The 24,170-nt window shown below is 45.3% G+C and carries 22 protein-coding genes and 1 pseudogene; 10 read left to right on the forward strand and 13 right to left on the reverse strand.

All coding sequences use genetic code 11. From position 1 onward, the window contains the following. Nucleotides 1-19: 19 nt before the first annotated feature. Nucleotides 20-1,018, reverse strand: coding sequence for an IS30 family transposase (locus LP667_RS13010; RefSeq protein ID WP_012490951.1), 999 nt, complete (start codon nucleotides 1,016-1,018; stop codon nucleotides 20-22). Between the two features lie 414 nt (nucleotides 1,019-1,432). Between LP667_RS13010 and LP667_RS13015 the strand changes: the two genes are divergently transcribed. After that, nucleotides 1,433-2,047, forward strand: a complete 615-nt coding sequence (locus tag LP667_RS13015) for a LysM peptidoglycan-binding domain-containing protein (RefSeq protein ID WP_021730036.1) — start codon at nucleotides 1,433-1,435, stop codon at nucleotides 2,045-2,047. A 624-nt stretch (nucleotides 2,048-2,671) separates the two neighbouring features. Next, nucleotides 2,672-3,328: a LysM peptidoglycan-binding domain-containing protein gene (locus tag LP667_RS13020; protein WP_021730035.1), complete on the forward strand. Its 657-nt coding sequence runs from the start codon at nucleotides 2,672-2,674 to the stop codon at nucleotides 3,326-3,328. A gap of 51 nt (nucleotides 3,329-3,379) precedes the next feature. Here the strand turns inward: LP667_RS13020 and LP667_RS13025 are convergent, their stop codons facing one another. Then, nucleotides 3,380-3,973 carry an SdpI family protein gene (locus LP667_RS13025; protein WP_021730034.1) on the reverse strand — a complete coding sequence of 198 codons (594 nt, stop codon included), beginning with the start codon at nucleotides 3,971-3,973 and terminating at the stop codon, nucleotides 3,380-3,382. 158 nt (nucleotides 3,974-4,131) lie between these two features. Between LP667_RS13025 and LP667_RS13030 the strand changes: the two genes are divergently transcribed. Then, entirely contained in the window at nucleotides 4,132-4,476 is a 345-nt protein-coding gene (locus LP667_RS13030) for an ASCH domain-containing protein (RefSeq protein ID WP_021730033.1), read from the forward strand. Here LP667_RS13030 and LP667_RS13035 read toward each other — a convergent pair. Further along, nucleotides 4,465-5,358 (reverse strand): metal ABC transporter solute-binding protein, encoded by an 894-nt coding sequence (locus LP667_RS13035; protein ID WP_021730032.1) that lies wholly within the window; start codon nucleotides 5,356-5,358, stop codon nucleotides 4,465-4,467. The genes LP667_RS13030 and LP667_RS13035 overlap by 12 nt on opposite strands. 112 nt (nucleotides 5,359-5,470) lie before the next feature. Here LP667_RS13035 and LP667_RS13040 point away from each other — a divergent pair, with 112 nt between their 5' ends. From LP667_RS13040 to LP667_RS13050, 3 genes are all read left to right on the forward strand, one after another. Further along, the gene (locus tag LP667_RS13040) at nucleotides 5,471-5,992 is read left to right on the forward strand and encodes a hypothetical protein (RefSeq protein ID WP_021730031.1); all 522 of its coding nucleotides are present in this window, start codon (nucleotides 5,471-5,473) and stop codon (nucleotides 5,990-5,992) included. Nucleotides 5,993-6,114: 122 nt separating this feature from the next. Continuing rightward, complete coding sequence (locus tag LP667_RS13045; protein WP_021730030.1) at nucleotides 6,115-6,789, forward strand: DNA-3-methyladenine glycosylase I; 675 nt, start codon at nucleotides 6,115-6,117, stop codon at nucleotides 6,787-6,789. A gap of 183 nt (nucleotides 6,790-6,972) precedes the next feature. Further along, nucleotides 6,973-8,109, forward strand: coding sequence for a GGDEF domain-containing protein (locus LP667_RS13050; RefSeq protein WP_021730029.1), 1,137 nt, complete (start codon nucleotides 6,973-6,975; stop codon nucleotides 8,107-8,109). A 67-nt stretch (nucleotides 8,110-8,176) separates the two neighbouring features. Here the strand turns inward: LP667_RS13050 and LP667_RS13055 are convergent, their stop codons facing one another. The 5 genes and pseudogenes from LP667_RS13055 to LP667_RS13075 form a co-directional block, all read right to left on the reverse strand. Continuing rightward, entirely contained in the window at nucleotides 8,177-8,623 is a 447-nt protein-coding gene (locus tag LP667_RS13055) for a hypothetical protein (protein ID WP_021730028.1), read from the reverse strand. After that, nucleotides 8,623-10,140 (reverse strand): Y-family DNA polymerase, encoded by a 1,518-nt coding sequence (locus LP667_RS13060; protein WP_021730027.1) that lies wholly within the window; start codon nucleotides 10,138-10,140, stop codon nucleotides 8,623-8,625. The genes LP667_RS13055 and LP667_RS13060 overlap by 1 nt, the downstream gene beginning before the upstream one ends. Before the next feature lie 181 nt (nucleotides 10,141-10,321). Further along, complete coding sequence (locus tag LP667_RS13065; protein WP_021730026.1) at nucleotides 10,322-11,515, reverse strand: ABC transporter permease; 1,194 nt, start codon at nucleotides 11,513-11,515, stop codon at nucleotides 10,322-10,324. 21 nt (nucleotides 11,516-11,536) lie between these two features. After that, nucleotides 11,537-13,256: pseudogene (locus LP667_RS13070) on the reverse strand (ABC transporter ATP-binding protein). Then, entirely contained in the window at nucleotides 13,249-14,973 is a 1,725-nt protein-coding gene (locus LP667_RS13075) for an ABC transporter ATP-binding protein (RefSeq protein ID WP_021730024.1), read from the reverse strand. Before LP667_RS13075 ends, LP667_RS13070 begins: the two are co-directional and overlap by 8 nt. Nucleotides 14,974-15,413: 440 nt before the next feature. On the opposite strand from LP667_RS13075, the gene LP667_RS17115 reads away from it, so the two are divergent. Beyond that, on the forward strand, nucleotides 15,414-16,010 hold the full coding sequence (locus tag LP667_RS17115) for a hypothetical protein (protein ID WP_021730023.1): 597 nt from the start codon (nucleotides 15,414-15,416) through the stop codon (nucleotides 16,008-16,010). A 254-nt stretch (nucleotides 16,011-16,264) separates the two neighbouring features. After that, nucleotides 16,265-17,464 carry an amidohydrolase gene (locus LP667_RS13085; RefSeq protein WP_021730022.1) on the forward strand — a complete coding sequence of 400 codons (1,200 nt, stop codon included), beginning with the start codon at nucleotides 16,265-16,267 and terminating at the stop codon, nucleotides 17,462-17,464. A gap of 265 nt (nucleotides 17,465-17,729) precedes the next feature. Here the strand turns inward: LP667_RS13085 and LP667_RS13090 are convergent, their stop codons facing one another. The 5 genes from LP667_RS13090 to yjeM all read right to left on the reverse strand — a co-directional run bounded on the left by LP667_RS13090 (nucleotide 17,730) and on the right by yjeM (nucleotide 21,882). Then, the gene (locus tag LP667_RS13090) at nucleotides 17,730-18,620 is read right to left on the reverse strand and encodes an SDR family oxidoreductase (RefSeq protein WP_021730021.1); all 891 of its coding nucleotides are present in this window, start codon (nucleotides 18,618-18,620) and stop codon (nucleotides 17,730-17,732) included. A 128-nt stretch (nucleotides 18,621-18,748) separates the two neighbouring features. Continuing rightward, nucleotides 18,749-18,886 (reverse strand): hypothetical protein, encoded by a 138-nt coding sequence (locus LP667_RS16795; protein WP_021730020.1) that lies wholly within the window; start codon nucleotides 18,884-18,886, stop codon nucleotides 18,749-18,751. Then, the gene (locus LP667_RS13095; RefSeq protein ID WP_021730019.1) at nucleotides 18,876-19,301 is read right to left on the reverse strand and encodes an SRPBCC family protein; all 426 of its coding nucleotides are present in this window, start codon (nucleotides 19,299-19,301) and stop codon (nucleotides 18,876-18,878) included. The genes LP667_RS16795 and LP667_RS13095 overlap by 11 nt, the downstream gene beginning before the upstream one ends. A 156-nt stretch (nucleotides 19,302-19,457) precedes the next feature. Further along, nucleotides 19,458-20,279, reverse strand: a complete 822-nt coding sequence (locus LP667_RS13100) for a helix-turn-helix domain-containing protein (protein WP_056988342.1) — start codon at nucleotides 20,277-20,279, stop codon at nucleotides 19,458-19,460. A 118-nt stretch (nucleotides 20,280-20,397) separates the two neighbouring features. Then, entirely contained in the window at nucleotides 20,398-21,882 is a 1,485-nt protein-coding gene (gene yjeM, locus LP667_RS13105) for a glutamate/gamma-aminobutyrate family transporter YjeM (protein WP_021730017.1), read from the reverse strand. 294 nt (nucleotides 21,883-22,176) lie between these two features. Here yjeM and LP667_RS13110 point away from each other — a divergent pair, with 294 nt between their 5' ends. Together LP667_RS13110 and LP667_RS13115 are read left to right on the forward strand one after the other, a co-directional pair. Next, entirely contained in the window at nucleotides 22,177-22,572 is a 396-nt protein-coding gene (locus LP667_RS13110) for an aggregation-promoting factor C-terminal-like domain-containing protein (RefSeq protein ID WP_021730016.1), read from the forward strand. Nucleotides 22,573-22,870: 298 nt separating this feature from the next. Further along, nucleotides 22,871-24,043 (forward strand): iron-containing alcohol dehydrogenase, encoded by a 1,173-nt coding sequence (locus LP667_RS13115; protein WP_056988343.1) that lies wholly within the window; start codon nucleotides 22,871-22,873, stop codon nucleotides 24,041-24,043. Nucleotides 24,044-24,170 lie beyond the last annotated feature (127 nt).

Raw genomic sequence — 24,170 nt, forward strand, 5'->3', positions numbered from 1 at the left:
TTTTTTATCCGACGAATTGTCAAATCAAGTGTAACTTTTTACCGAAGAAAACTTCAGACGGTGTCTTCCAGACTAAGACCTTACGGGGTCGATTATTTAAATCCCTGACAAACTTCGCGATATCTTGATCGGTCAGTTCATCAAGGTCAGTTCCTTTGGGAAAATACTCTCGGATGAGACCATTGGTATTTTCGTTGGTCCCACGTTGTTGTGGTGCGTGCGGATCTGGAAAATAGACTGAGATACCAAGCTCTTTACCGACTTCACGATAACCCGCAAACTCTGTACCTCGGTCTGGTGTAAGCGTACGAACGCGTTTAGGTGTGACTGTATGCAGGAGGTCGATCATCGCTTGGGTCACATTCTTGGCATTCACTTTGGGTACACGCTCAGACAGAAGGTATCGTGACTTACGGTCGACCAGTGACACTAAACCCGAACGCCCGATCTTGCCGCGAACGGTATCGCCTTCCCAATGGCCAAAACGAGTCCGATTCTCACATGAGACTGGTCGTTCATGGACTGATGGGACATTATTAAAACGGCCACGTCGTTCGTTGACAGTTCCTTTAACCTTACGAGTTTTCCCACGATGTCGTAACTTTCGAGCGAATCCTCGAGCCCCATGACTTTTACGTTTAACGCCTAAATTATTTCGTTCAATTCCGCGATAAATCGTGTTGTAGCTGATATGCCAATTACTGTTCTCTAAAGATAAACGACCGGCGATTTGCTCGGGTGACCATTGCCGTTGAAGAATGCAGTGAAGGACAAAGTCGCGTAGCTTTAAATTCTCCAGTACCCTGAGGCGACGACTCTTTAATCGGCGCTGTTGATAGTTCTGCTGGGCTTTTACGGCAGAATAGGCACCCCGACCGCCGTTGCGTTTAATTTCTCGTGACACAGTGGCTTTGGAACAACCGATTTGATCGGCAATAACCTGGTAAGTATGGTGTAAAGTTACACCTAACAGTATGCATTCGCGGTCTTTTAAGGTAAGATGTGTATATGGACTCATAGCCTAAGAACTCCTTTAGATGATTGTTATGGTGACTTCATTCTACAGGACTCAGGCTAGGAGTCTATTTTTATTTTCTTACTTGTTGCACTTCAATTGTAAATTCGTCCCCTAAATTTCAGTGATTTTTACGTCACAATGTTAATTTTAGGCAAACCTCAACTTGGTTGATCTAGCTTGTCACGGTCCCCTAGCAACCGATTTAACAATCAATTATGAACGTCACAGTTTAGTTACGAAGATTACAAAAGCCCCCTCGAATGTAATCTTTGCATTGCGTTCTTAAAATTGGCGACACTAACAAGTAACACGCAGGCGTTAGACTGGGTTCTGTTGATTGCGAACGAGAAGCAATTAAGATTTTTGTCAGTAACTTATTTAATCGCTAACCACAAATTTATAGGAGTGTCTAATTTGAAAAAACTTGTAAGTACAATCGTAACTACCTCAGCTGCAGCCGCTGGTTTATTATTCGCCGGTGTCCTCAACGCTAACGCCGACTCAACTTACACCGTTAAGAGCGGTGATTCCGTTTGGGCCATCGCACAAAAATTCAACACAACTATCAATAACGTTGAAACGACTAACAGCATCAAAGGTCATTACATCTTACCTGATCAAAAGTTATCTATTAAGACGAGTTCAACTAATTCTGATAACAACACCTCGTCAACGACTTCAAGCACGACGAGTTCAAGTTCAGCAACTACTAGCTCCAGCTCAACTAACAATACAACGGCGACGACCACTTCAACGAGTTCAACTGACTCAACGACTTCAAGCTACACTGGTAGCAATTTGAAGAGTTACGTTTTGAGCCAGATGCAGTCACGGACCGGCGTCTCAGCTTCTACTTGGAACACCATCATTACGCGTGAATCCAACTGGCAGCCATACGTCCGCAACAGTTCTAGTGGTGCCTATGGTTTATTCCAAAACATGCACATCAGCAGTGGTTCTGTTGAAGAACAAGTTAACGCTGCCGTTGCGTTATACGAAGCACAAGGCATGGCTGCTTGGGCCCTTTAATCTAAAATAAATGAATGAGTGGGCCAAAGGTGGTCTGCTTGCAAACATTAACGTAAATTCGGTGACTATCCCTAGGCTTGGGATAGTCACCGAATTTGGGTTAAGCGGAGCAAGCAAACTTTTGGCACACGTTTCGACAATATTGACAGAAAAATTGTGTTCAGTTTCTTGAGAAGAAGTCTTTTCTTAAGAGACTGAACACTTTTAGTTTTGTTCCAATTTCTTTTTGTGCACATTAAGATACACCCATCAATTCATTGCCACCAACTTAGTTACTTATGATGATGCCTATTAACTTTTCGATATAGAGAACGTCGCCTGAATCACAGTTATAACGACTTTTTTAGCTAACAGACTCAATCATCACTGTTTTTTGAAATTATTTTATACATATTTTTGTTACATTATTTATATTAATTAGCGATATATTGAATCGGTTACAGCCAGTCAGCGCCACAATAAATACTCGCGGAAAATATTTTGCCGCCATTATTTTCTCAGAATCTCGCAATCCCTTCTTAAAATTACCGATACGTTCAAGTAACAAAACGCCGCTATACTATTTTTTGTTGATCAACAAATTGTCACGACACGCTGATTGTTTACAAAATAGGAGAGTTTAACTTGAAAAAATTATTAACCACAATCTTAACAACATCTGCTGCAACGGTTGGCTTATTGATGGCCGGAACTGTTTCTGCGAACGCCGACGCAACTTACACCGTTAAGAAGGGTGACTGTGTCTGGGCAATTTCACAAGAATACAAAACCACCATTGAATCAATCGAAACGGCCAACAACATTCACGGCCATTTAATTTTACCAGGCCAACAATTACGGATTCCGGGTGCGACCGACCAACCGCTGACTAATCAGGCACCAGCAACACCCGTCACTTCCGCACCGGTTCAACCGGCACCGACACAACCAGTTGAAACAGCCAACAACTCGACTGCACCAGCTCAAACACCAGCGGCTCCGGTTCAAACTAGTGAACCAGTAGCAACAGCCCCAGCGACGACACCGGCAACTAACGCTGGCGATAACTTACAAAGTTACGTGCTGGGTCAAATGCAAGCGCGGACTGGCGTTGATGCTGGAACTTGGAATCACATTATCAATCGTGAATCCAACTGGCAACCACACGTCGTTAACGGCGCAAGTGGTGCCTACGGTTTATTCCAAAACATTCATATTAGCGGTGGCTCCGTCCAACAACAAATCGACGCTGCCGTTAATTTATACCACGCACAAGGCATGCAAGCTTGGGCGCTTTATTAAAAATCGCACATCAAAAAGGCTGGGAAATTCCCAGCCTTTTTTGGCGCATGCTTATAATGTTAAATGTAACTGGTGCGCGTAGGCCAACACTAAAACAAGAATTCCCACAATCACAACCACTTGATATATTGGAAAAGCTGCTGGCCAAACCCAGCCAACACCAACCATACTGTAGCTAGCTACTAACAGCAAGCGCCCCATCAACCCGTTCACTTTCTTCCAAATCATCGGCGAACCATATGTCCAAGGTATGCGGACGCCCCAAACACCATTGCGTGGAACGTCAATACAGATTCCCCCAACAATTGCAAAGATTATGCCCAGTACAAGTCCCGAATTAGCCGGTTGAAACCACACGGGAACGACTAATATTAAGACCAGATAGCCCAACCAACCGAGTGCCAAGTGATCAGTCATCGCCATAAATTCAAAAGGCGTCAGCGCTAAGCGATTCGTCAGCCATGGTGCGACTAACAGAAAAAGATAGCCGCCAGTTAAATAAACTAGCCCGAGCCAAGTAAAACGTTGATTACCCAATTGCAACGGTCGACCTAACAGTGAGCGACTCCACGCATACATAATAATCAAGGTGCTCACAATCCCCACGATCCAAAGTCTTACTGGAATCAGTGTTCGTTTTGTCATTTTCCCCATCTCCCCCTATCGCTTGGTCCCAATTATAGACGGTATTAACCTACCAATCATTATTAAGCAACACTCAGAAGAGGCAGGGCCAATGTTTACGCACCTATTTTGTTAGTTATCGACTATAATTAAGGCTAAACTAACAGGAAGTGGTATTGATGGTAACGATGCAATTAGTTCATTCACAATGGTTGTTGATAAAAGCTGGCATTAAAACAATCGAGATCCGGTTGAACGACACCAAACGTCAAGCTTTACACGTCGATGAACTAGTAACTTTTATTGATTTAGCAACTGGTCAACCCCTGACGACTAAAATCATACGAATTGAGACATATGTTGATTTTGAGTCCCTCCTGAGCCAGTACACAGCCATTCAAGTTGGTAGTGCCCCTGAAACGTCGGTAGCGCAAATGGTTCAAGAAATGCAAACATTGTACTCACCTGCCCAAGTCCGTCAATTTGGCGTCGTTGCCTTGCAGTTACAACCGCTAATCGGCTAACAACTGGTTAAGTTGCCGGTACTGTTTGAGCATCCACTGTTGATAGGTCAGGTGTGCTGGCATCGTCTCGGTGACCGATAGTACTGGCACGTGATTTTTCTTAGCCAACGATACCATGTTAGCAACGAGTTTATCACTGACTTGCTGGTTATTCACAAAGAAAGCTACTTGGCGCTGTTTCAATGCCCGTTGCATCTTGTGGATTACTTGTGGCGATGGATCCGTCCCCTTTTCAACAGCATTTTCAAAATCGCGATTGCCAACTTTAAAGCCTAAACTAGTGAGTGCATAGTCAAAAACGGGTTCACTAACTAGAACTTGCCGCTGCCGCATCTTTTTCGCTTTAGCTTGTAACTTTGCTCGTTCGCGTTGAATCGGCTTAAGTGTCGCAATATATCGTTTGGCATTCGCTTTAAAATAAGCTCGGTATTGCGGTTGTTGCTTAGCCAACTGCTTAGCAAGATAGTTCGCGGTTGCTGGCATCGTTTGAGCATCGTACCACAGATGTTCGTTAACGCCGGCTTTACGGTGTAACACATCTTCGCCGACCCGAATCAACTTCGCCTGCTTCGTTGACCGAACGACCTTATTCATCCAACCATCATAGCCTAGTCCGTTTGCAACCACGATGTCCGCCTTGCTAACCGTCTTAGCCACAGCTGGCGTCGGTTCAAAATCATGTGGGTCCACGGACGGCTTATTAATAATGGACGTCACCGTGACGTGTTTGCCACCAACCGCCTTGGCCACGCTCCCATAAAAATCCGTTGTTGTAACGATGTTCGTTTTAGCCGTGTCGGCGGCTGGCTGCTTTGATTGACATCCCGCCAGTATGCCCCCACTAATCATTAATCCAACTAATAATCGCCAAAATCGTTGCATAATTGACACCCCTTTTTAAATAGTAATCATTACGTTTTAAAGCATAACAATATTTCATGATGTTGTAAATAGTAATTTTTACGTTTTACATTTCTGTTCTGAGGAGTTTATAATGAAAAAAATTTTAGTTACTAGTTTGACCATTCTTACTATTGGTATTATTGTCGGTCTGTTCACCTTACACCAGCCACCAACCACCACACCATTCGTTCGCCAAACGCGGGTCCGCCATCACGTTGCACCGATTACCATGGCGACCGTTAAAAATAATGATGCGCTACGATTCAGCTGCATTATTTACTACGCCGTAAAGCATCTTAAAATTCAACGCTGGCAGGAAGTTAGTGACTTTCAATTAGGCTGGCAAGTTGAAATCTACACTGAAAATGGGCAAACCAAGTATTTAGTTTGGCCAGATAAACACATTCAGGCTAGCGCTAAGCAACTACAGCCCAACTGGTTTACGTTCAAAAATGGGCAGGTAACCTATGATAGTTTCGGCGTTCATACTTTTCAAAAGGATTTGACAGCAACGGTCAGTTTGACCACCATTGTGACACAAATCAAGCGTGATCATGCGGCCAAGCTGGTCCGCCACATGCCAACCAATCTAGTCATTAAAGATCACCGCTAACTCACCAATTGCTCGCCGCTCATCGGCTGGGCAATTTTTGGGGTTAAGAACATGTCGATCAGCCCAGTTAACGTAACTAACTGATATCCCCCACTAACAATTTAGAAATGAGGACTGTCCTGATGATCACTACTTGGTTCGATGATGACCCCTTGTTTAATCGCTACTATCCGTATTACGCGGACTACCGGTATTATTTTGAAAATGAATGGGGGCTGCCCCCGCACTGTGACGAACGTCTATTTGAATTTCTGAGTCTGGGCAATTTCGCAGCTGGTCTGAATTGGTCGCTAGTCTTAAATAAACGAGCCGCCTTTCGAAACGCATTTCACAATTGGGACATTGCGGCCGTCGCCGCCTATGATGCGTCCCAAGTTATTCGATTATGCCACGACCCCAACATTATCCGCAATCAACGCAAAATCAAGGCCGTTATTCACAATGCACAATTGATCCAACAAATTCAATGCACGCAATCTTTTGAAGCCTATCTCTGGCAGCACCTAAATTATCAACAGCTCGTCTTAAATTGCCAATACTTTAGCGACCTGCCACGTACCACTATTACTGGGGACCAGGTTGCACATCAATTACGTCAAATAGGCTTTCAATTCGTCGGTCCAGTCACCGTCAATGCTTGGCTAGTAAACACCGGCTTTATCACCGCCCGGCCGGATCACCGAGGAATTATCCCGACTCCGCTTAAACCCCAAGTAGCCGTACGACCATCGTTGCCAACGCGCACACCCCATCAACTCGGCCATTTTGATAATCCACATGATACTAGATTACAGTAATGTCCTTAATATCAACGTCCTGAACGCGCTGTCCTAGTTTGTCAACGGTTGCGATCATTATTGATTAAAAAGACCAAAGCGGGGCAATCATGGTCGCTATTTAGCAGTTAAAGGGCTATACTTAGTCCTATGTAATTTAATTTAAACCAATGTATGGTTAGTAACTTGGAAGGTGTTTGGCGTATGACTTGGTCACATTGGACGATTTCACCGTTTATTACTAGTGTTTTTTTTATTCTGGGAGTCTTAACACTCTATTGGGTATCACAAAACTGGCTACTCACGTTTCTGAAAACACACCACCACTCGGTCAATGAAGCAATAATCAATGACTGGTACGGTTTGCTTTATATGATGGTCTTTGTTTTTGGTATGCAGTCTTTAATTATCGGTCAAAGTGACGCGTGGGCTTTTATGAATTTTCAGCTGATCGCCCTGACCTTCTGTGGCTACTTTCTTAATATTCGGGTTCACTATTATTACTTGTATCCACTCGTCCTCATCTTTATGATCTATAATCAGTCAATTGGTTACTGGCAATCATGGGCTCACGCAATCGTTTTGATTGGATTCTTTACCGTACTGGGACAGCTCCGTAAACGCGTGCCGTTACAAACTAAAAACGGACAAATCGCAATTTATTTGTTAGTATGTGCAAGCTTTGGCGCTATTTTATGGTGGTTAATGAAACTCAAATTCAACTTATCCTGGGAAACTTACTTGCAAGAGTGGAGTTACTTACTAGTCTTTGAAGTCCTCCTCTACATTTACGCTAGTATGTTATCCGCCAACGCTCAGCTTAAACAGAATCTCGTCTCGTTTGCGAATCACGACGCCCTCACCAAGACCGAAAACTTTGCTGCGTACACTAACGCAATTAATTACCACTTTACAGTCAGTCGTAAAAACGGCTTAAAGTTAACTATGATGATGTTTGACATCGATCATTTTAAACAAGTGAATGACACTTATGGTCATCTCGCCGGTGATAAGATTTTACAACACGTTACCCAAGTCGCTGAAACGGTCTTCCAAGCGAATAATCCTCAAATCACGTTGTACCGAACGGGTGGCGAAGAATTCAACGTGATTTTTCCCGGCTATGATTTGAATGAAGCACGGCCAGTTGCCGAGCAGTTATTCATGGCCATTAATCACATCGTCGTTCCAGTTAATGATCACCAGATTCAACTTTCAATTTCAGTGGGCTTATCGGAATTAACTGCACACGATCAGACTCCCACGGATTTTTATCAACGCGTCGATGGCAACTTGTACACCTCGAAACGCAATGGTCGCATGCAGATTACTGCTAAGTAAGTATCGTATCCGCCCCTACTAATCAGGAGTTTAAATGAGCACCAGGTAGCTGCTTGCTACTGGGTGCTCATTTATCTTTGGGATTCGCTATAGAAACGCTACGGATGTTGGCCATGGCGATACTGGCAATCGTTGTGAAATAAACGCGCCCACGTTTCCAGTCTAACCGGCATAATTGGCTGGTCGCCGTCTGATAATAACCGACCGCATCATTAAAGTAATCAATATTCAGTTGCGGCATGGCTGGCAAAGCCGTAACCGCTTTTAACTGTGCAACAACCCGTTGCTTAGCCTGCTTGGTTGGATAATGTTTATGGGCATAGATTGCTGCCCGTTGTCCAATTAGTTCATGATAGCCGGTCAAAGCAGCAAATGGGGCAAACTGAGCTGCACGATCAGCTTGCGGCATTGGTAAGTGCCATTTTGCCACTGGCTGTGGTCGATCAATAATATCGGCGTACTGGCTCGTATCATTGAATAACGCCGCAGTCTGTGTTTGATGATCAGTTGTCATTATGCGCGATGACCTCCAATCTGTTCGTTACGTTCAATCGTGGTTGCACCGGTCTTTAAATCGGCCAGACGGATCACGACATTTTTATTACCGGAACTTCGTTGTAAGTTTAAAATCGCTTGTTGTAAACGCTGGTCGCGTTCACGTTGCTGCTGAGCAATCTGATCGCGTTTTTTTGCAATGTCTGGATTTTCAAATAAGTTCGTCTGTTGATACCGCGGTTGCTGGCTTAATTGCTGTTCATCAACAAGGTGATTAGCAATCACCGTTACCCGCCGAATCAGCAAGTGGTGGTTGACCACTTGCTGATAAAGTTGCTGATACGCTGTCCCTATTTCTCGCTGAGAGGCCGTTGCCTGCGCCAATTTTACGGTTGTATGAGCTGGCTTAGGCACACGTCGGTCATAATAATCTTCAGTCATCGCCCCCTGATAATCAGCCGCATTCTCCGACCGTTGCGCATCATAATCAATCCGTATCCCCAGTTGATCAGTTACGACCTGGCGCTTAACGAGTTCAAGAACTAGATTATTCACCATGCCGCGCAAGACTGACCGACCTTCTGCATAAGTATATGGTCGCATGAGTACCTGGCTGGCATAGATTCCATGTTCGCTAGCATGATAGTGTTTAATATCAGCTAAAGTGGCGGTCTCTGCCCCCCAAGCATGATCAATCAAAAGTTCAGCGTTCTTCCCAAACTCCCGGTACAAGACGTCTTCATTCCACGAATCTGATAAAGTTCCTAATGAACAACGCGCGATATCTCCCATCGTATATAACCCCAGCGCCGCTAATCGTTTGGCATAACCATGCCCCACGCGCCAAAAATCAGTCAATGGTTGATGGGCCCATAAATAGTGCCGATACTGATATTCGTCCATCTGCGCAATCCGTACACCATCTTTATCGGCAGGCATCTTCTTAGCCACAATATCCATTGCGACCTTGGCCAAGTACAGGTTCGTTCCAATCCCAGCAGTCGCCGTAATCCCCGTCTCTGCTTGAATTTCATGAATCATGGCCTTAGCTAACGTATGGGGTGTCACCTGATAGGTTTGTAAATATTCGGTTATATCCATAAAAACCTCATCAATCGAGTAAACGTGAATATGCTCAGGCTTGATGAATCGCAGATAAATATCATAAATAGCCGCACTCTGCTGCATGTAATAACTCATTCGTGGTGGAACGACCTGGTAATCAATCCCTAGCTTGGGCTGACGTAATAGTTGGTCACGATAAATGGATCGATGTCGTTGAACATACTGATATGACGTTTGGCAGCTGCGTTCACGATTCAAAGCAGTCACCCGTTGTTCAACCTGAAATAAGCGGGGCCGACCTGGAACACCAAACTGTTTCAAGGCCGGCGATACTGCCAAGCAAATCGTCTTATCAGTCCGGCTAGTATCCGCTACTACTAAGTTCGCATTCAGTGGATCTAAGTGATGCGCAACACACTCTACTGAAGCATAGAATGACTTTAAATCAATTGCCATGTAAGTACGCTTCATCGTAACCACCTCCTGATTTAAAGCATCGCAGAACATCTGTTCCCCTTAATTATAAAATAAAACTCATGTGAATACTAGTTTTTTATCAAAAAATAATCCTGTAATTCACTATCTACCGTGACTTACAAGATTATTTTTAAAACATTGATTTTCGATAAGCTGAGAACATCGACTATACGACCTAATTATCGGCTACTGCACTTTCCTGTTCCAACTTAATCGTCAGTAATCCCGGATCTTCATTAACTAACGCTTGCAGACGTGAAAATAACATCAGCAGCCAACCAAATGAAATCGCAAAGGCTTGAATTTCAAATGCCGTTAGTGATGGGTAGCCAAACCAGCGAAAGCCGAAGTTGAGCAATAATAGTACCACGCCAACGCCGTAAGATAACCACAGGAAATCTTTCGTCACGGCTGGTAATAACCAGCGCACACCCACAATCAGCAAGACTAATAACGTGACCAAACCACCAGCGACCAAGTCATGTAACCAGTGAAACGTCAGGTTGTTGGGAAATAGCCCGACCGCTCCAAAATCGATGGCGGTCAACGTCAATAGTATCCGCAACGTTGATGTCCGCCAAGTACGTGGATAAATTCGGCTAAGCGAGACAAATAGGTAATCGATTAATACGACCATTAACAGCGCCGAAAAAATCAGTGTGAGATTGAATTGCCAAGCATTTTCAGCGGCATGCGTTCCCAGAAAGCTTAAATTATGCTGCCACCACCGCCGTTGACCATTAGCCGCCATTGAGATTACACAGCCACTGACAATCACCACCGTTAAGATCGTTGATAACGACCGCGCATTAATCGTCAGCGCGGCACTAATCATGAACGCATCCGCAAAATACGTAAACAAGACCAGTAGCAACATAGACGTAAAGCGATCGAAAATGACATCTGGAAACAATAATTCTAATACCCAGAAAGCTCCGACTAGCGCAAAGGCTAAGATCATAATAAATGCAATCGTAATGACCGGGAAGTTCCGCCAATAAATATGCCGCGAAAATCGATTCTCTGGATCATTACGTGTTTTTAAGAAGAACCCAATAAATAGCACGGCGCCGGTAACTACGCCGGCCACAATCGTCAAACTCCCGATTGATTGCGCGCCCGTCAGTGGAACCGGCCTAACTTTTTGAAACCACCAGTACCCGTAACTGGCTAACCCTGATAGGATTGCAACTAACAGCGGCCAAATTATCAAGTATTGCTGCCACTGCGGTTGCCGTGGCTGAATTTTCTCTAAGACTAGTGCGTCATTACGCACCTTTAACTGTAACTGATCATCACGGTCAATCCCGGCTCGTTTTAATGCTGAGACTGGAATTGAGACCCGTACTTGTTGCTCTTGCCCTGCCATGTCCGACTCCTTATACTTTCATTACTCAAAGACCATCTGATTACGATACAGTTCCGCATAGAAGCCGTCTGCCGCTAATAAATCATGGTGGTTCCCCTGTTCAATAATTTGACCATCCTTCAATACAACGATTTTATCGGCATTCAGGATTGTTTTCAAGCGGTGAGCAATGACAAAGCTGGTTCGTCCTTGAATGACGTTGTCCATTGCGGCTTGAATATTGGCTTCCGTCACCGTGTCAACGTTCGAAGTCGCTTCATCCAAGATCAATAATTTCGGATTGGTTAAAATCGTCCGGGCAATCGACATCAACTGCTTTTGCCCCGCTGAGAAAATACTCTGTTCGTCGGAAACGCGCGTCTGATAGCCATCTGGCAGGCTCATCACAAAGTCATGAATATTGGCTTGCTTCGCTGCATCGATGACCCGGTCCATACTAGCCGTTGGGTCCCCGTAACGAATATTGTCCGCGATCGTGCCCGTAAATAACTGGGGTTCCTGTAAGACAATCCCGACATTTTGCCGGAGCACCTGGAGATCAAAGTCTTGAATATTCACCCCATCAAACGTAATCGCACCACTATCAACATCATAGAAGCGATTCAATAAGTTCATCACCGTCGTTTTCCCCGAACCAGTCGGGCCAACGAGTGCCACCATCTCACCGCGGTGCACATGAATCGACACCCCATGTAAGATTTCCTTATCTGGTAAATAACTAAAGCGCACATTATCGATCAATAATTCATCATGAATCCCGCCGTGCACCAGTAATCGCTAATTGAATCATACTATATAAACTCGTCAATGACATAATTGGTTGGTAGTACTGTTGGGCGTAGTTAACGAACACCACGACCAGCGCCAAGGCTGCCCCGGTCGACATACTCCCATTCAGCGCTAACCATGAGCCAAAGAAGATGACAATGGCCGTGTTAAGCAGCGACATTCCTTGCATCAGCGGATTCAAAATGCCAGACCAGATTTGACCCGTCAATGCTGACTGCCGGACCTTACCGTTATACTGGTGAAAGCCGTTCAAGGAGTCCTGCTGTAAACCGTTGGTAATCAAGACTTTCTGGCCGGTAATCTGCTCATTAATATAACCATTCAATTGACCAATATCATCTTGTTGCTGGTTCACCGCCACGCCGGCCTTATGCATGACAAACGCCGCGATAATTAATGCGACGGGCGTAGAGGCCATCGTCACCCACGCCATTGTGGTGTTTTGATTAAACATCACAATTAGCAAGCCAACAAACTGCGCCGCAGCCAATAAAATTTCGAGTAAGGCCTGGTTCATGGCATTAAAAATATTATCTAGGTCAGAGGTAAACCGAGCTAGAATATCCCCGTCACTGTGCGTATCAAAGTACTGAACCTTCATCCGTTGCATCTTCCGAAATAGGCCCACCCGCATCGTCCCGGTCGAAAAGGCCGTCACGCGTGCCAAAATCAAGCTGGCAATAAAGATCGTACTAGCATCACCGACATACAGCAAAACGTAGATAATCAGCGTCCGGTTGAACGGTTGCAAACTCGCTTGTGTCCGAGTCGCTTGATTGGTCCACTGCTGCAAGTACTGCGTCAGTTCTTCCACCGCTCGGCCCAAATAAGTCGGTGCGATGACAATACACCAAGTTGAAAAGGCGATCAGAATCACACTTAGCAAGAAGCCTAACCAGTAGCGCTTTAAATAGTGCCAGTAATATTTACCAGCATTGCGTAAATCACTCATGTAAGCCCTCCTCCCGTGCTTTTTGCGTTTGGTAAATAGCGCGATAAATCGCACTGTCTTGTAATAATTCTTGGTGGGTCCCACTCCCTGAGATCCGACCGCTATCTAAGACTAAGATTTGATCCGCACGAATAATGGAGGCGATCTTTTCAGCAATCACCACAGTCGTTGTTGATTTCAATTCGCGGTCCAGAGCTTCCTGAACGAGTTTTTCAGAACGGGCATCCAATGCTGAAGTGGCATCATCTAAGATTAAAATTTCTGGATTCGCAATCACACCGCGCGTAATCGCTAGCCGTTGCTTTTGACCACCCGAAAAGTTTTGTGAGCGTTCTTCCACGGGGGCATCGTACGTCTGCGGCAACCGTTCAATGAATTCCGCGGACTGCGCGATATTAGCCGCCCATTGCATGTGACTAGGCTGGGCGTCCGGCTTAACTTGCCGTAAGTTACCCGCAATCGTGCCAGAAAACAAGGTGGACCGTTGTAAGACATAGGCCACCGTGGATCGAAGTGCTTTTTCTGGTAAGGTCCGCACATCAATCCCACCGATGGAGACAGTCCCGCTATCCGGATCATACAAGCGCGCAATCAGCTGCGCCAAGGTCGTTTTACCAGATCCAGTAGCGCCAACGATACCCAGCATGGACCCCGCTTTTACCGTAAAGGTCACATCTTTTAGCGTTGGCTGCGCATCTCCCGGATAAGTGAAGGTCACATGGTCAAAATGAATGTCACCAGCTACGGGCGCTGCGTCGCCATCAACGTAAGTCATACTTGGCTCGGTAGCCATCACTTCGTCAATCCGACCAAGTGAGATGACGGCCCGCGACGCAAATGTCATGAGAAAGCCACCATTGATCACGGCAAATAAAATCTGCATTAAATAAGAAATAAAACTCGTAATAGCTGCTAAATAAGACGGGTGCGTGGTAATCGTTTGACCAACCAAGTATACCGCGACCCCGACTGCCACATTGGCCGTCAAAAAGAATGCCGGCATTAAAATGGCGAACCAGTACCCAATCTTAGCGGTCACGGCAGTCAGTTCGTCGGACGCAGCCGAAAACTTTTTGATCTCGTTTGGCTCTTGAACAAACGATTTAACAACCCGAATCCCCATTAAGTTTTCACGGGCAACCGTATTGACGTTTTCAATATCTTGTTGCGTTTGTGCAAAGTATTTAGTCATCCGCCGCACCGCAATCAGTGCGACCCCTAAGATTACTGCCATCATGACAACAATGACCCACCACTGCTCAGGCATCGTCTTCACAGCGAGAATCAGTGCCCCGATGAATAGTAATGGAATCCGAGTAATCTGCTGAAAGCCAGCCATTACAATCTGTTGGACTTGATTAATATCGTTCGTCATTCGTACCACTAAGTTGGACGGTGAAAATTTTTCCACGTCAGCGTAGGCTAATGACTGGACCTTAGCGTACAGGTCAGCTCGCAAGTCGGTCGCCACACCAAGGGCCACCCGGGCTGCGTATATCGTATTCACAATCCCACCGATAATTCCCAGTACAGCCAAACCAAGCAACATCAGCCCTTCACGGAATACCGTGGCCTGATCATTCTTGATAATGGCTTCCATAATGACTTGCAATAATCGCGGTTGCCATAACGTCGCAAACACTAAGACGATGACCGACAACATCGCAATCCAGACGTCTAGTCGATACCGCTTAAAATATGGCATCAAAATCTTCATCAATCGTTCCTCCTCATAATTGTGGTCTCCTGTTTAGGGTACCTGAAATTAGCAGTCAGGACAATCAATATATCATATCTTTTGCAAAAACAGATTACGATGATAATAATTCAGTATGTGTGGGAGCAATAATAAATGCGATGTGCAGATATAACAGGCCCTTTAAGGCCATTCAACACTCACATACAGTTACAACGACTGTTACCATAGAATAAGGACCACATTTACATCATGTGATATTTTTCCACATCACCAAATTAATTATTTGGATAACCAACTAATTATCGACAATCTTTTACTGGCAAACTGCTTCCCTGCTATAATCCAACTAAGCTATGGGGGGCTAACCGTATCCATGTCATTGTATTTAACCACCACATCGACAGCACTAATCCAATCAGCCAAGACACCGAACGCCTTGTTAGAAAGGAGTACTCGCCATGCGTGTTAACAAAGGTTTGCTTTCAGTTATTGCAGTTGCCACAGTCGCTAGCTTAGGAGGACTCACGACAACAGCCACGGCCGCGACTAAGAAGGTCACGACTACTTACAGTTCCCAATCCCATGCTTTGATCATTCGGGGCCAAACAAGTCGTCACGCCAAACTCGTCTTAAACTATCAGGGTAAACCGGTCGCAACTTCGACCGTTAAAGCCGGTAAATTCACGATTACTCAGCCGTTTCAAGGTTACGGAACCTTTAAGCTCGTCGACGGCTCACAAGTACTAGCAACCATTCCAGCCAAGCGCTACGCGGCGCCGCGAGTAATCGTCATCAGTGCTGAACAAACGGCTAAGGGCATCCATTATACGGTTGCCAATGCCAGTCACACGACACTCACGATTACGCAAAATGGTCGTTACCTCAAGACCATTAAAGCCACCCGCCCAAGAACTAACCTTTTCCTTTCGAACGCCCAACTAAAGCACGGCAGTCATGGGTTACGTATTACTCAACGCGTCCCGAATAAGAAAACTAGCCCGGCTGTTAAATTACCCGTATTAAAAGCAAACATTAAACAAGTCACTAATTTTTAATCCAGATTACGACTAAATTCAAAAGTGGACCGGTAGCGATACAATCAACTACCGGTCTATTTTGACATCCACATCATCGTCAGTCGGCACACTTACCATCTCGTGCTGGCACTATCATCTCGCACATGTTCACGCTTCCCACTATGCCACAGTATGCCTGATGACTGTCTGCCATAGCACGATCAACACCAATCTTCTCGTTTGATGCTACACTAATGATAGCACCTGACTAACGATCAGAAAGGAAGATTCTAATGACCCTTCAAGCACAACTCATGCAACAACTTACGGCGGCGGAACCGGAAATGATCAAGATTCGTCGCCACTTACACGCCCATCCCGAGATTTCATTTCATGAAGAACAAACCGCAGCCTACATCAAAGCGTTCTATCGTGAACTGGGCGTCTCAACCACCGCTTATGGTGATGGGTACGGCTTCGTCGTCGACATCGATAGCGGTCACCCTGGACCTCAGTTAGCATTACGCGCTGATTTTGACGCCCTCGCGATTCAAGAAGACAACCACTTATCATTTAAATCGCAAAACGCCAATGTCATGCACGCCTGTGGTCACGATGGTCATACTGCTTATCTCATGGTACTGGCGAAGACCTTACTCGGGCTGAAAAATCAGCTACGTGGTCGCGTCCGCATTATTCACCAACCCGCTGAAGAAGTGTCACCGGGTGGTGCTAAGGGTATGTTGGCTGCTGGCGTCCTAGACGGCATCGATAACGTCATTGGGCTGCATGTGATGAGTACCATGCCGACGGGCTCGATTGCCTATCACTTAAATGCGACGCAGACCGGGCGGGCTAACTTTACGGTCACCTTCACGGGTAAGGGTGGGCACGCCTCGATGCCCCACCTCTCAAACGATGCAATCGTTGCTGGAAGTTACTTTGTGACCGCCTTACAAACTGTTGTTTCCCGTCGGATTGACCCATTTGATACCGGCAGTGTCACCATCGGCTCATTCGACGGCGTTGGTTCCTTCAATGCCATCAAAGCACAAGTCACCCTCAAGGGCGATGTGCGGATTATGGACGAAACCACGCGCCAGACGATCCGTGACCAGATTACTAAAATTGCGAACGGTGTCGGGGCGACTTTCGGTGTCCAAGTTGCGCTTGATTACGATGATAATTATCCGGTACTCATGAATGATGGCGACCTGACACAGCGCGTCATCACCAGTATTCAAGCCGCTCAGATTCCAGAGATTACTAAAATTTTCGACTGCGGTCCCCAAGACCCTTCAGAAGACTTCGCCTATTTTGCACAAGCCAAGCCCAGCACCTTTATCTATGCTGGCTGTCAAACAGCTCCGGGTGAGACCCACCCGCACCACAGCCCTGATTTTATGATGAATGAAGACTGTTTACTAATTGCCGCCAAAGCGGTGGGAACGGCAACGCTGGACTACTTAATGAACACCTCATCAGATCATTAAACACACTAAAGAGATTAGGACAAAGCTAAAAGTGTTCAGTCTCTTAAGCAAAGACTACTTCTCAAGAAACTGAACACAATTTTTCTGTCAATATTGTCGAAACGTGCGCCAAAAGGTTGCTTGTTCCGCTTAACCCAAATTCGGTGACTATTCCAAGCCCAGGAATAATCACCGAATTTACATTAATGCTCGCAAGCAGACCACCTTTTGATCCACGCTCTTATGATTTATTCAAGCCAATCAGGAATTAGCTTACAGTGAGCACCTAATTAATCACGCCACCACCAGTTACGCCATAAATCTGGGCGGTCACATAACTCGCGTCGTTCGAAGCTAAAAAAACGTACACTGGCGCTAGTTCTGCGGGTTGTCCCGCTCGTTTAAGCAAGGTGTCCTGGCCAAACTTCGGCAACGCCTCGATTGGCTGGCCTTGATCTAGTTGTAGTGGTGTCCAGATTGGCCCGGGAGCAACACCATTGACCCGGATGCCCTTTTCGGCCGCTTCAGCTGCTAAATTGATCGTAAAGTTCTTGATGGCCGCCTTAGTCGCAGCATAATCTAATAGATAACCACTCGGCGCATAGGCCTGAATCGAAGTCGTGGTAACAATGCTACCGCCAGCGGGCATCTTTGGCAAGGCCGCCTGAGCTAACGCAAACATCGCGACGATATTCACTTCGAAGGTCGCACGCACCTGTTCGATCGGTAGCTTAGCCAGTGAAGGTTGTGAAATCTGTTGCCCCGCATTTAAGACAAGGGTGTCGATACCACCAAATTCAGCAATTGTCCGGTCCACGAGATCGGTCACAACGTCAACATCCTTGAAATCACAAGGTAATAATAACGCTTGACGGCCCGCAGCGCGCACTAGTTCGGCAACCGCCTCAGCATCCGTCTCCTCTCCCGGCAAGTACTGAATAGCAACGTCAGCGCCTTCTCGTGCAAAGGCAATCGCGGTAGCCCGGCCAATTCCCGAATCACCACCCGTGATCAATACGCGTCGATTCAACAACTTAGCATGTCCTTGGTAACTCTTCTCACCACAATCGGGTTCGGGACGCATCTTAGCTTGTAGTGCGGGCGTCTCCTGATCCTGCTTATCAAAGCCATCTGTCTTATATAAATAACGTGGGTCACGTAATTCTGGTTGATTCATGAGATTTCCTCCTTCAAAAGAATACCCATAGAATACCGGAATTAGTTTTCGGATGACAGCCAAATGCACACTCAGTAGTAATAGTTACGATTAGATATTGGATATAAAGGTGCCGTGGTCGCCCAACCTCACTTTAAATGACGCTTCTTATACAAACGATAGACAATCATCCCGACAATCCCAATCAAGGCGGCCCGCAACAACCAACTGACAGACCACCACGTCACTAACACTTTAATTAACGCCATGCCATCATTAATCGTCATTAGAATGTGCCTCCGCTAACGTTGCCAATTGGCCTAATTTTCGTTGAAAGTCCCGTTGCATGACGGGCTTTACTAGTGGCAACGGCAACCAGCTTGGCGGTGTGGTCGTAAGGGAGACTTCTTCCTGGACCGCAGTTTGCTCGGCCAATGGCGTCATGGTGAACACAATTTCATACCCCAATTGGCCCCCCTCACTGTGATAAACGACCTGGTCTGCGCTGACGGTAACCTGCAACTGTTCCGGCTGATCAAAGACCGAACCGGACCGCTGTAACACGTATCCCGTCGCGGTTGGTTTGACCATGGTAATGGCAGTCGCCCATGCTGGTAAGTTCAGCGGATCTGCTAGCAATGCTCGCACCGTTGCTGGAGTTGCCTGTGTTAATACTTGATTGGTAAATAATGCTGTTGTCATTTTATAACCCCCAATGTTCACCCTGACCCGGTCATCGTTATTACGGCCAACCACTCCAAATCAATAACGGGCCGTTAGATCAAGTGCACATGTATTTAGTTGGTGATTATAAAATACGCGGTGTAACTGCCAATATAAAATCAGTATACTGATAATCTAAAATTGATCATTAAGTTGTTCTTTAAATAGGTCTTTAAAAATTTGTGACCGTTGGGTAGCCATTTGTGCCGTAGTGGACTCACCAGCTTCCATAGCTAGTTGCGCCATCAGTTGATAAATATTTGCCAGCATATAGTGCGAATCGTGCGCCGTCGCAAAGGCCAAGCCCTGCGTCAAACGGGCCACCGCCAACTGGGAGTCGTGTTGTTCATAGGCCACCAACCCTGCAAGGTAAAAGACGATGTTGGTATTTTCTTCATATGCACCCGCATCAATGTTAGCCAGTGCCCGGGTGACTAAGGCCGCGACTTTAGCTTGCGGATGGTGATCAGCTTTGACGACCGCTAACGAAATTAAGGCTAAGCGTGTCAACGTCGTCGGTGGCGTATTGGGAGCAGCCATGCCGATCGCCAAGCGCAGCTTTTGTTGTGCAGCATCCGATACGCGGTCGACCTGCCAGCAAGCAACACCAAGATAATAATAGTAAGCCTGGATCTGCTCATCCGTTTGAACATGTTCCAAAGTGGTTGGCTGTAATAGCCAATCCTTCAATTGCTGATACTGATGGGCATTGCAAGTCTGCTGAACACGGTCATTAAACGCCTGATCGGCACTGATCTCAAAATCGTCGGCTAAACTCAACGTACTAACCGCGATCCCTAATCGCTGACACAGCGCCAGTAACAGCCGGGCGTTCGGTACGTAGCGGTCATTTTCAATTGCTGATAGCATTGATTGCGCACAAATCCCCCGCGCGACCTGCTGTTGATTGAATTGTTGCGCTTTACGTGCCTGCTTTAATGTAGTCCCCAATGTCATAACAAAGCCCCCCTGATGTAACTTTTACTAATGAGTGTACTAGATTCTAAGCATTTCGACACAAAAAAAATACCATTCGTTTGCAAAATCAATCGAATGGTATTTTGAAATTAGTTATTTAATTGACATGCCGTTCGCGCACTTGATACCAAATAATTCCGGCAACACCGAAGACAATTGGCCCAACTAGCATCCAAACTGTGTTTTGAATCTGCCCCGTCTCTAAGATTGGTTGGATCAACGTGAAGACATTGGCACCCAACACAACTACGAAGACGACCCAACTAATAATTTTAGTCCAAGTTAATGATTTATAAACTTCAAATGGTTTCACAATACTCTGGTTTTCCTTGAACTTTGGAAAAGCATACAGTAAGAACAAGTATGGTAACGTCATCGAAACGTTCGCCATTAACGTTAAGACATTGTAGAAGGCTGACGCATCTGCTGTTGCAAAGGACGCCACCAAGATGATCACAATTACGATGGCACATTGAACCATCATGGCGTAACTTGGCATGCCGGCTTTATTGAGCTTCGTAAATTTCTTCGGCCACAGTTCCTTAGGTGTTCCCAAGATCAGCGTCTTCAATGGTGAATACGTTAAGGTGAAGAACGCCCCACTGTAAGCGAGGAACATCCCTAAGCCGGTGTAACGCGCAAACCACAGGCCCATTGTCTTAGCAGCCGCCGTGCTCAAACCAAGCGCTTGCCCTAAGACATAACCCAAGTTTTGCATCATGACATAACTAATATTACCGAGGTTGGTCGTTGGATTCGACAAAACAGCTTGCCAATTCGTACTAATGCCCCAACAGAAGATTCCCAAGCCATAGCCTAAGGTAATGACGATGGCAGAAATAATAATCCCACGGGGAAACGTTTTTTCAGGATTCTTGGTCTTATCAACCATCCCACCGAGGACTTCGAGCCCACCGTAAGCAAAGATAGCAAAGACGGCAAATCCAAGTAATCCGACTGGATGTTGATAACTTGGATTTGGTGACGTCATCACATGTTGTAACGGTTGTGCGAATTGCCCGTGATTCAAGGCTAAAACAACTCCCGAAACAACTAACAGGATTGCGGTCAAACTGGTCACCGCCAGGCCACCCAAACTCGTGACCCGCACAATGCCTTTCATCCCTTTGATGGAAACAAACGTGACCAGCACCATCCATAGGCAAGATAGAATACCGATGACTTGCGTTGCATTTAGTCCGAACATCGCAAAACGTTGGGTTTGATCACTTCCAAAGAACATGGTCGTAAATGGAATCCAGACTTTAGCCGACGTTGAAACTAACCAAATGATGTACGACGCGAACCACATGAACGTGCCCACAAACGCAAACTTCGCATTCACACTTACTTCCAGCCACTTGTACATCCCACTACTATCGGACTTAACTGCCGCCCCGAACTCCGCCATCATTAATGCGAATGGGATGAAGAATAGTACCGCTGCTACCAAGTAAAATAAAATAGAGCTATAACCCATTAAGTAATAGGCAACCGTACTATTGGCAAATCCAAAAACCGTGGTAAAGATCATCATGACTAAGGCAATCAGTGTAATCTTCTCATTATCTTTTTCTGCCATTATTGCACTCCCTTACTCCTTTAATACTTTTGTAAAGTTGTTCCAATTTTAAGATTACCCTAAGAATGCAATAAAGCGCTTTAGTTTCCCTAACAATATTATGATTTTTCTATGTGACAATCAGCGCCATTATTAATCTAACTAGCGATCAAATAGTTCTCATCAGCAACTATTCCTTTAAGGAAACATTCATTTAATAACTTAGTAATTTTCCTTTAACATCACTGAAATATAACTGGCGTATTCTACTGGTATCAGCTTATGGAGAAAATAAAAAACGGGGTTATACATATTATGAAAAGTTTTAAGATCAAAACCATGTTGCTATTAGTTTTGGATAGTTGTGTCTTCGGGGTCGTCATTAACGTGACGACTAGTTTTGGACCACAAACCACAATCACCGCCCAGGCCGCTAAGAAGCTTAGTCAGTCTCAGCAAATTGCTAAGATCAATGCTAAGCTCTCGAAGGCGAATCGCGCTGCTAAAAATTGGATTGCGTATCGCGAATCTGGTTACAGTTATACGGCTCGTAATGGCCGCTGTTACGGTCGCTACCAATTATTACGGTCGTACTTACACGGTAACTTGTCACCCGTCAATCAGGAAAAACGCGCTAATACCTACGTAGCCTCGCGCTACGGTTCCTGGGTCAAAGCCAAACGGTTCTGGCAACATCATCACTGGTACTAACCAAATGCTTTCCATTGGGGCATCTTAAAAGAGGCGACTAATTACGAAGATTGTGAATCTTTGTAATTAGTCGCTTTTTTTGTAGACAGCAATATCAAATGTTATTAAACCAAATAGCCAAGCGCTATTTAGCACTTTGGCACAACCTTTGCGCCATGCTAGTAGCACCCTTTCCAAACGAAATTGTGAAAAATATAATTAATTAGTTTAAAGCATTGCAAATTGTAATTATTACGACTATAATTTGATTCGTAAATTAGTAATGATGGCGATTACAATATAAAAAGAGGTTATTAATATGACTGAACGTAATTTTGATTTCTTAATGCCTAGCGTTAACTTTTTTGGTCCTGGTGTCATTAGTAAAATTGGTGAGCGTGCCAAAACCCTTGGCATGCAAAAACCAGTTATCGTCACTGACAAGTTTCTTGAAAGTCTACCGAATGGCGCCGTTGCCCAAGTTCGACGTTCACTAGATGCTGCCGGGATTGACTACGTGATTTACAATCAAGTTGAACCTAACCCTAAAATTCATAATATTCAAGCTGTTAAAGCATTATATCAAGCTAATCAGGCTGACTCATTGATTACCATTGGCGGTGGTTCTGCCCACGATACTGGTAAGGGAGCCGGTATCATTATGACCAATGGCGATGATATCACCAAGTTAGCTGGGATCGAAACCCTCAAAAACGCCCTACCACCATTGATTGCTGTTAATACCACTGCCGGTACTGGTTCTGAGTTGACCCGCCACTGTGTCATTACAAACGAAGAAACCCATTATAAATTCGTCGTTGCTTCATGGCGCAATATGCCACTTGTTTCATTTAACGATCCCACCCTCATGCTAGATGTACCTAAGGGGCTCACGGCTGCCACTGGGATGGATGCCTTTGTGCAAGCAATTGAGCCCTTTGTCTCAGTCGATCACAACCCGATCACCGATTCACAGTGTATCCAAGCTATCAAATTAATCGAAACCTCATTGCGTGAAGCTGTTGCCAATGGTCATAACTTGGAAGCTCGCACGCATATGGTTGAAGCTGAAATGCTTGCCGGCATGGCTTTCAACAATGCAAACTTAGGTTACGTCCACGCAATGGCGCACCAACTTGGTGGTCAATATGACGCGCCCCATGGTGTTTGTTGCGCCCTACTTCTACCATATGTTGAAGAATACAATTTGATTGCGTGTCCAGAACGCTTTGCCGAACTTGCTAAAATCATGGGTGAGAATACCGATGGCTTATCGACTCGTAATGCTGCCGAATTGGCTATTAAAGCGATGAAACAGCTCAGCGAAGATGTGGGAATCCCACATTCAATCAAGGAAATTGGCGCCAAGATCGAAGACTTCGAGCACATGGCAACTAACGCGCTTAAAGACGGCAACGCCTTCTCTAACCCACGCAAAGGCACTAAGGAAGATATCATCAAGATTTTCCAAGCCGCATATGATGCCAAGTAATCACCCATTCAAAGTGAAATATCAGAGTATTTTCTCTACTTTTTCGAAATATTCAATTATTACTACGGTAATTCAGAAACAGTAAGTTATCACAATATCTTTTTCGACTTGACAGTTGATTGACAAA

This window comes from Lactiplantibacillus paraplantarum (genome assembly GCF_003641145.1).
Classification (GTDB): Bacteria; Bacillota; Bacilli; order Lactobacillales; family Lactobacillaceae; genus Lactiplantibacillus; species Lactiplantibacillus paraplantarum.

Excerpts from the sequence above, each read along its gene's own strand:
- LP667_RS13010 (WP_012490951.1), bottom strand. The coding sequence starts at position 1,018 with ATGAGTCCATATACACATCTTACCTTAAAAGACCGCGAATGCATACTG.
- LP667_RS13025 (WP_021730034.1), bottom strand. The coding sequence starts at position 3,973 with ATGACAAAACGAACACTGATTCCAGTAAGACTTTGGATCGTGGGGATT.
- LP667_RS13030 (WP_021730033.1), top strand. The coding sequence starts at position 4,132 with ATGGTAACGATGCAATTAGTTCATTCACAATGGTTGTTGATAAAAGCT.
- LP667_RS13035 (WP_021730032.1), bottom strand. The coding sequence starts at position 5,358 with ATGCAACGATTTTGGCGATTATTAGTTGGATTAATGATTAGTGGGGGC.
- LP667_RS13040 (WP_021730031.1), top strand. The coding sequence starts at position 5,471 with ATGAAAAAAATTTTAGTTACTAGTTTGACCATTCTTACTATTGGTATT.
- LP667_RS13045 (WP_021730030.1), top strand. The coding sequence starts at position 6,115 with ATGATCACTACTTGGTTCGATGATGACCCCTTGTTTAATCGCTACTAT.
- LP667_RS13050 (WP_021730029.1), top strand. The coding sequence starts at position 6,973 with ATGACTTGGTCACATTGGACGATTTCACCGTTTATTACTAGTGTTTTT.
- LP667_RS13055 (WP_021730028.1), bottom strand. The coding sequence starts at position 8,623 with ATGACAACTGATCATCAAACACAGACTGCGGCGTTATTCAATGATACG.
- LP667_RS13060 (WP_021730027.1), bottom strand. The coding sequence starts at position 10,140 with ATGAAGCGTACTTACATGGCAATTGATTTAAAGTCATTCTATGCTTCA.
- LP667_RS13065 (WP_021730026.1), bottom strand. The coding sequence starts at position 11,515 with ATGGCAGGGCAAGAGCAACAAGTACGGGTCTCAATTCCAGTCTCAGCA.
- LP667_RS13075 (WP_021730024.1), bottom strand. The coding sequence starts at position 14,973 with ATGAAGATTTTGATGCCATATTTTAAGCGGTATCGACTAGACGTCTGG.
- LP667_RS17115 (WP_021730023.1), top strand. The coding sequence starts at position 15,414 with ATGCGTGTTAACAAAGGTTTGCTTTCAGTTATTGCAGTTGCCACAGTC.
- LP667_RS13085 (WP_021730022.1), top strand. The coding sequence starts at position 16,265 with ATGACCCTTCAAGCACAACTCATGCAACAACTTACGGCGGCGGAACCG.
- LP667_RS13090 (WP_021730021.1), bottom strand. The coding sequence starts at position 18,620 with ATGAATCAACCAGAATTACGTGACCCACGTTATTTATATAAGACAGAT.
- LP667_RS16795 (WP_021730020.1), bottom strand. The coding sequence starts at position 18,886 with ATGACGATTAATGATGGCATGGCGTTAATTAAAGTGTTAGTGACGTGG.
- LP667_RS13095 (WP_021730019.1), bottom strand. The coding sequence starts at position 19,301 with ATGACAACAGCATTATTTACCAATCAAGTATTAACACAGGCAACTCCA.
- LP667_RS13100 (WP_056988342.1), bottom strand. The coding sequence starts at position 20,279 with ATGACATTGGGGACTACATTAAAGCAGGCACGTAAAGCGCAACAATTC.
- yjeM (WP_021730017.1), bottom strand. The coding sequence starts at position 21,882 with ATGGCAGAAAAAGATAATGAGAAGATTACACTGATTGCCTTAGTCATG.
- LP667_RS13110 (WP_021730016.1), top strand. The coding sequence starts at position 22,177 with ATGAAAAGTTTTAAGATCAAAACCATGTTGCTATTAGTTTTGGATAGT.
- LP667_RS13115 (WP_056988343.1), top strand. The coding sequence starts at position 22,871 with ATGACTGAACGTAATTTTGATTTCTTAATGCCTAGCGTTAACTTTTTT.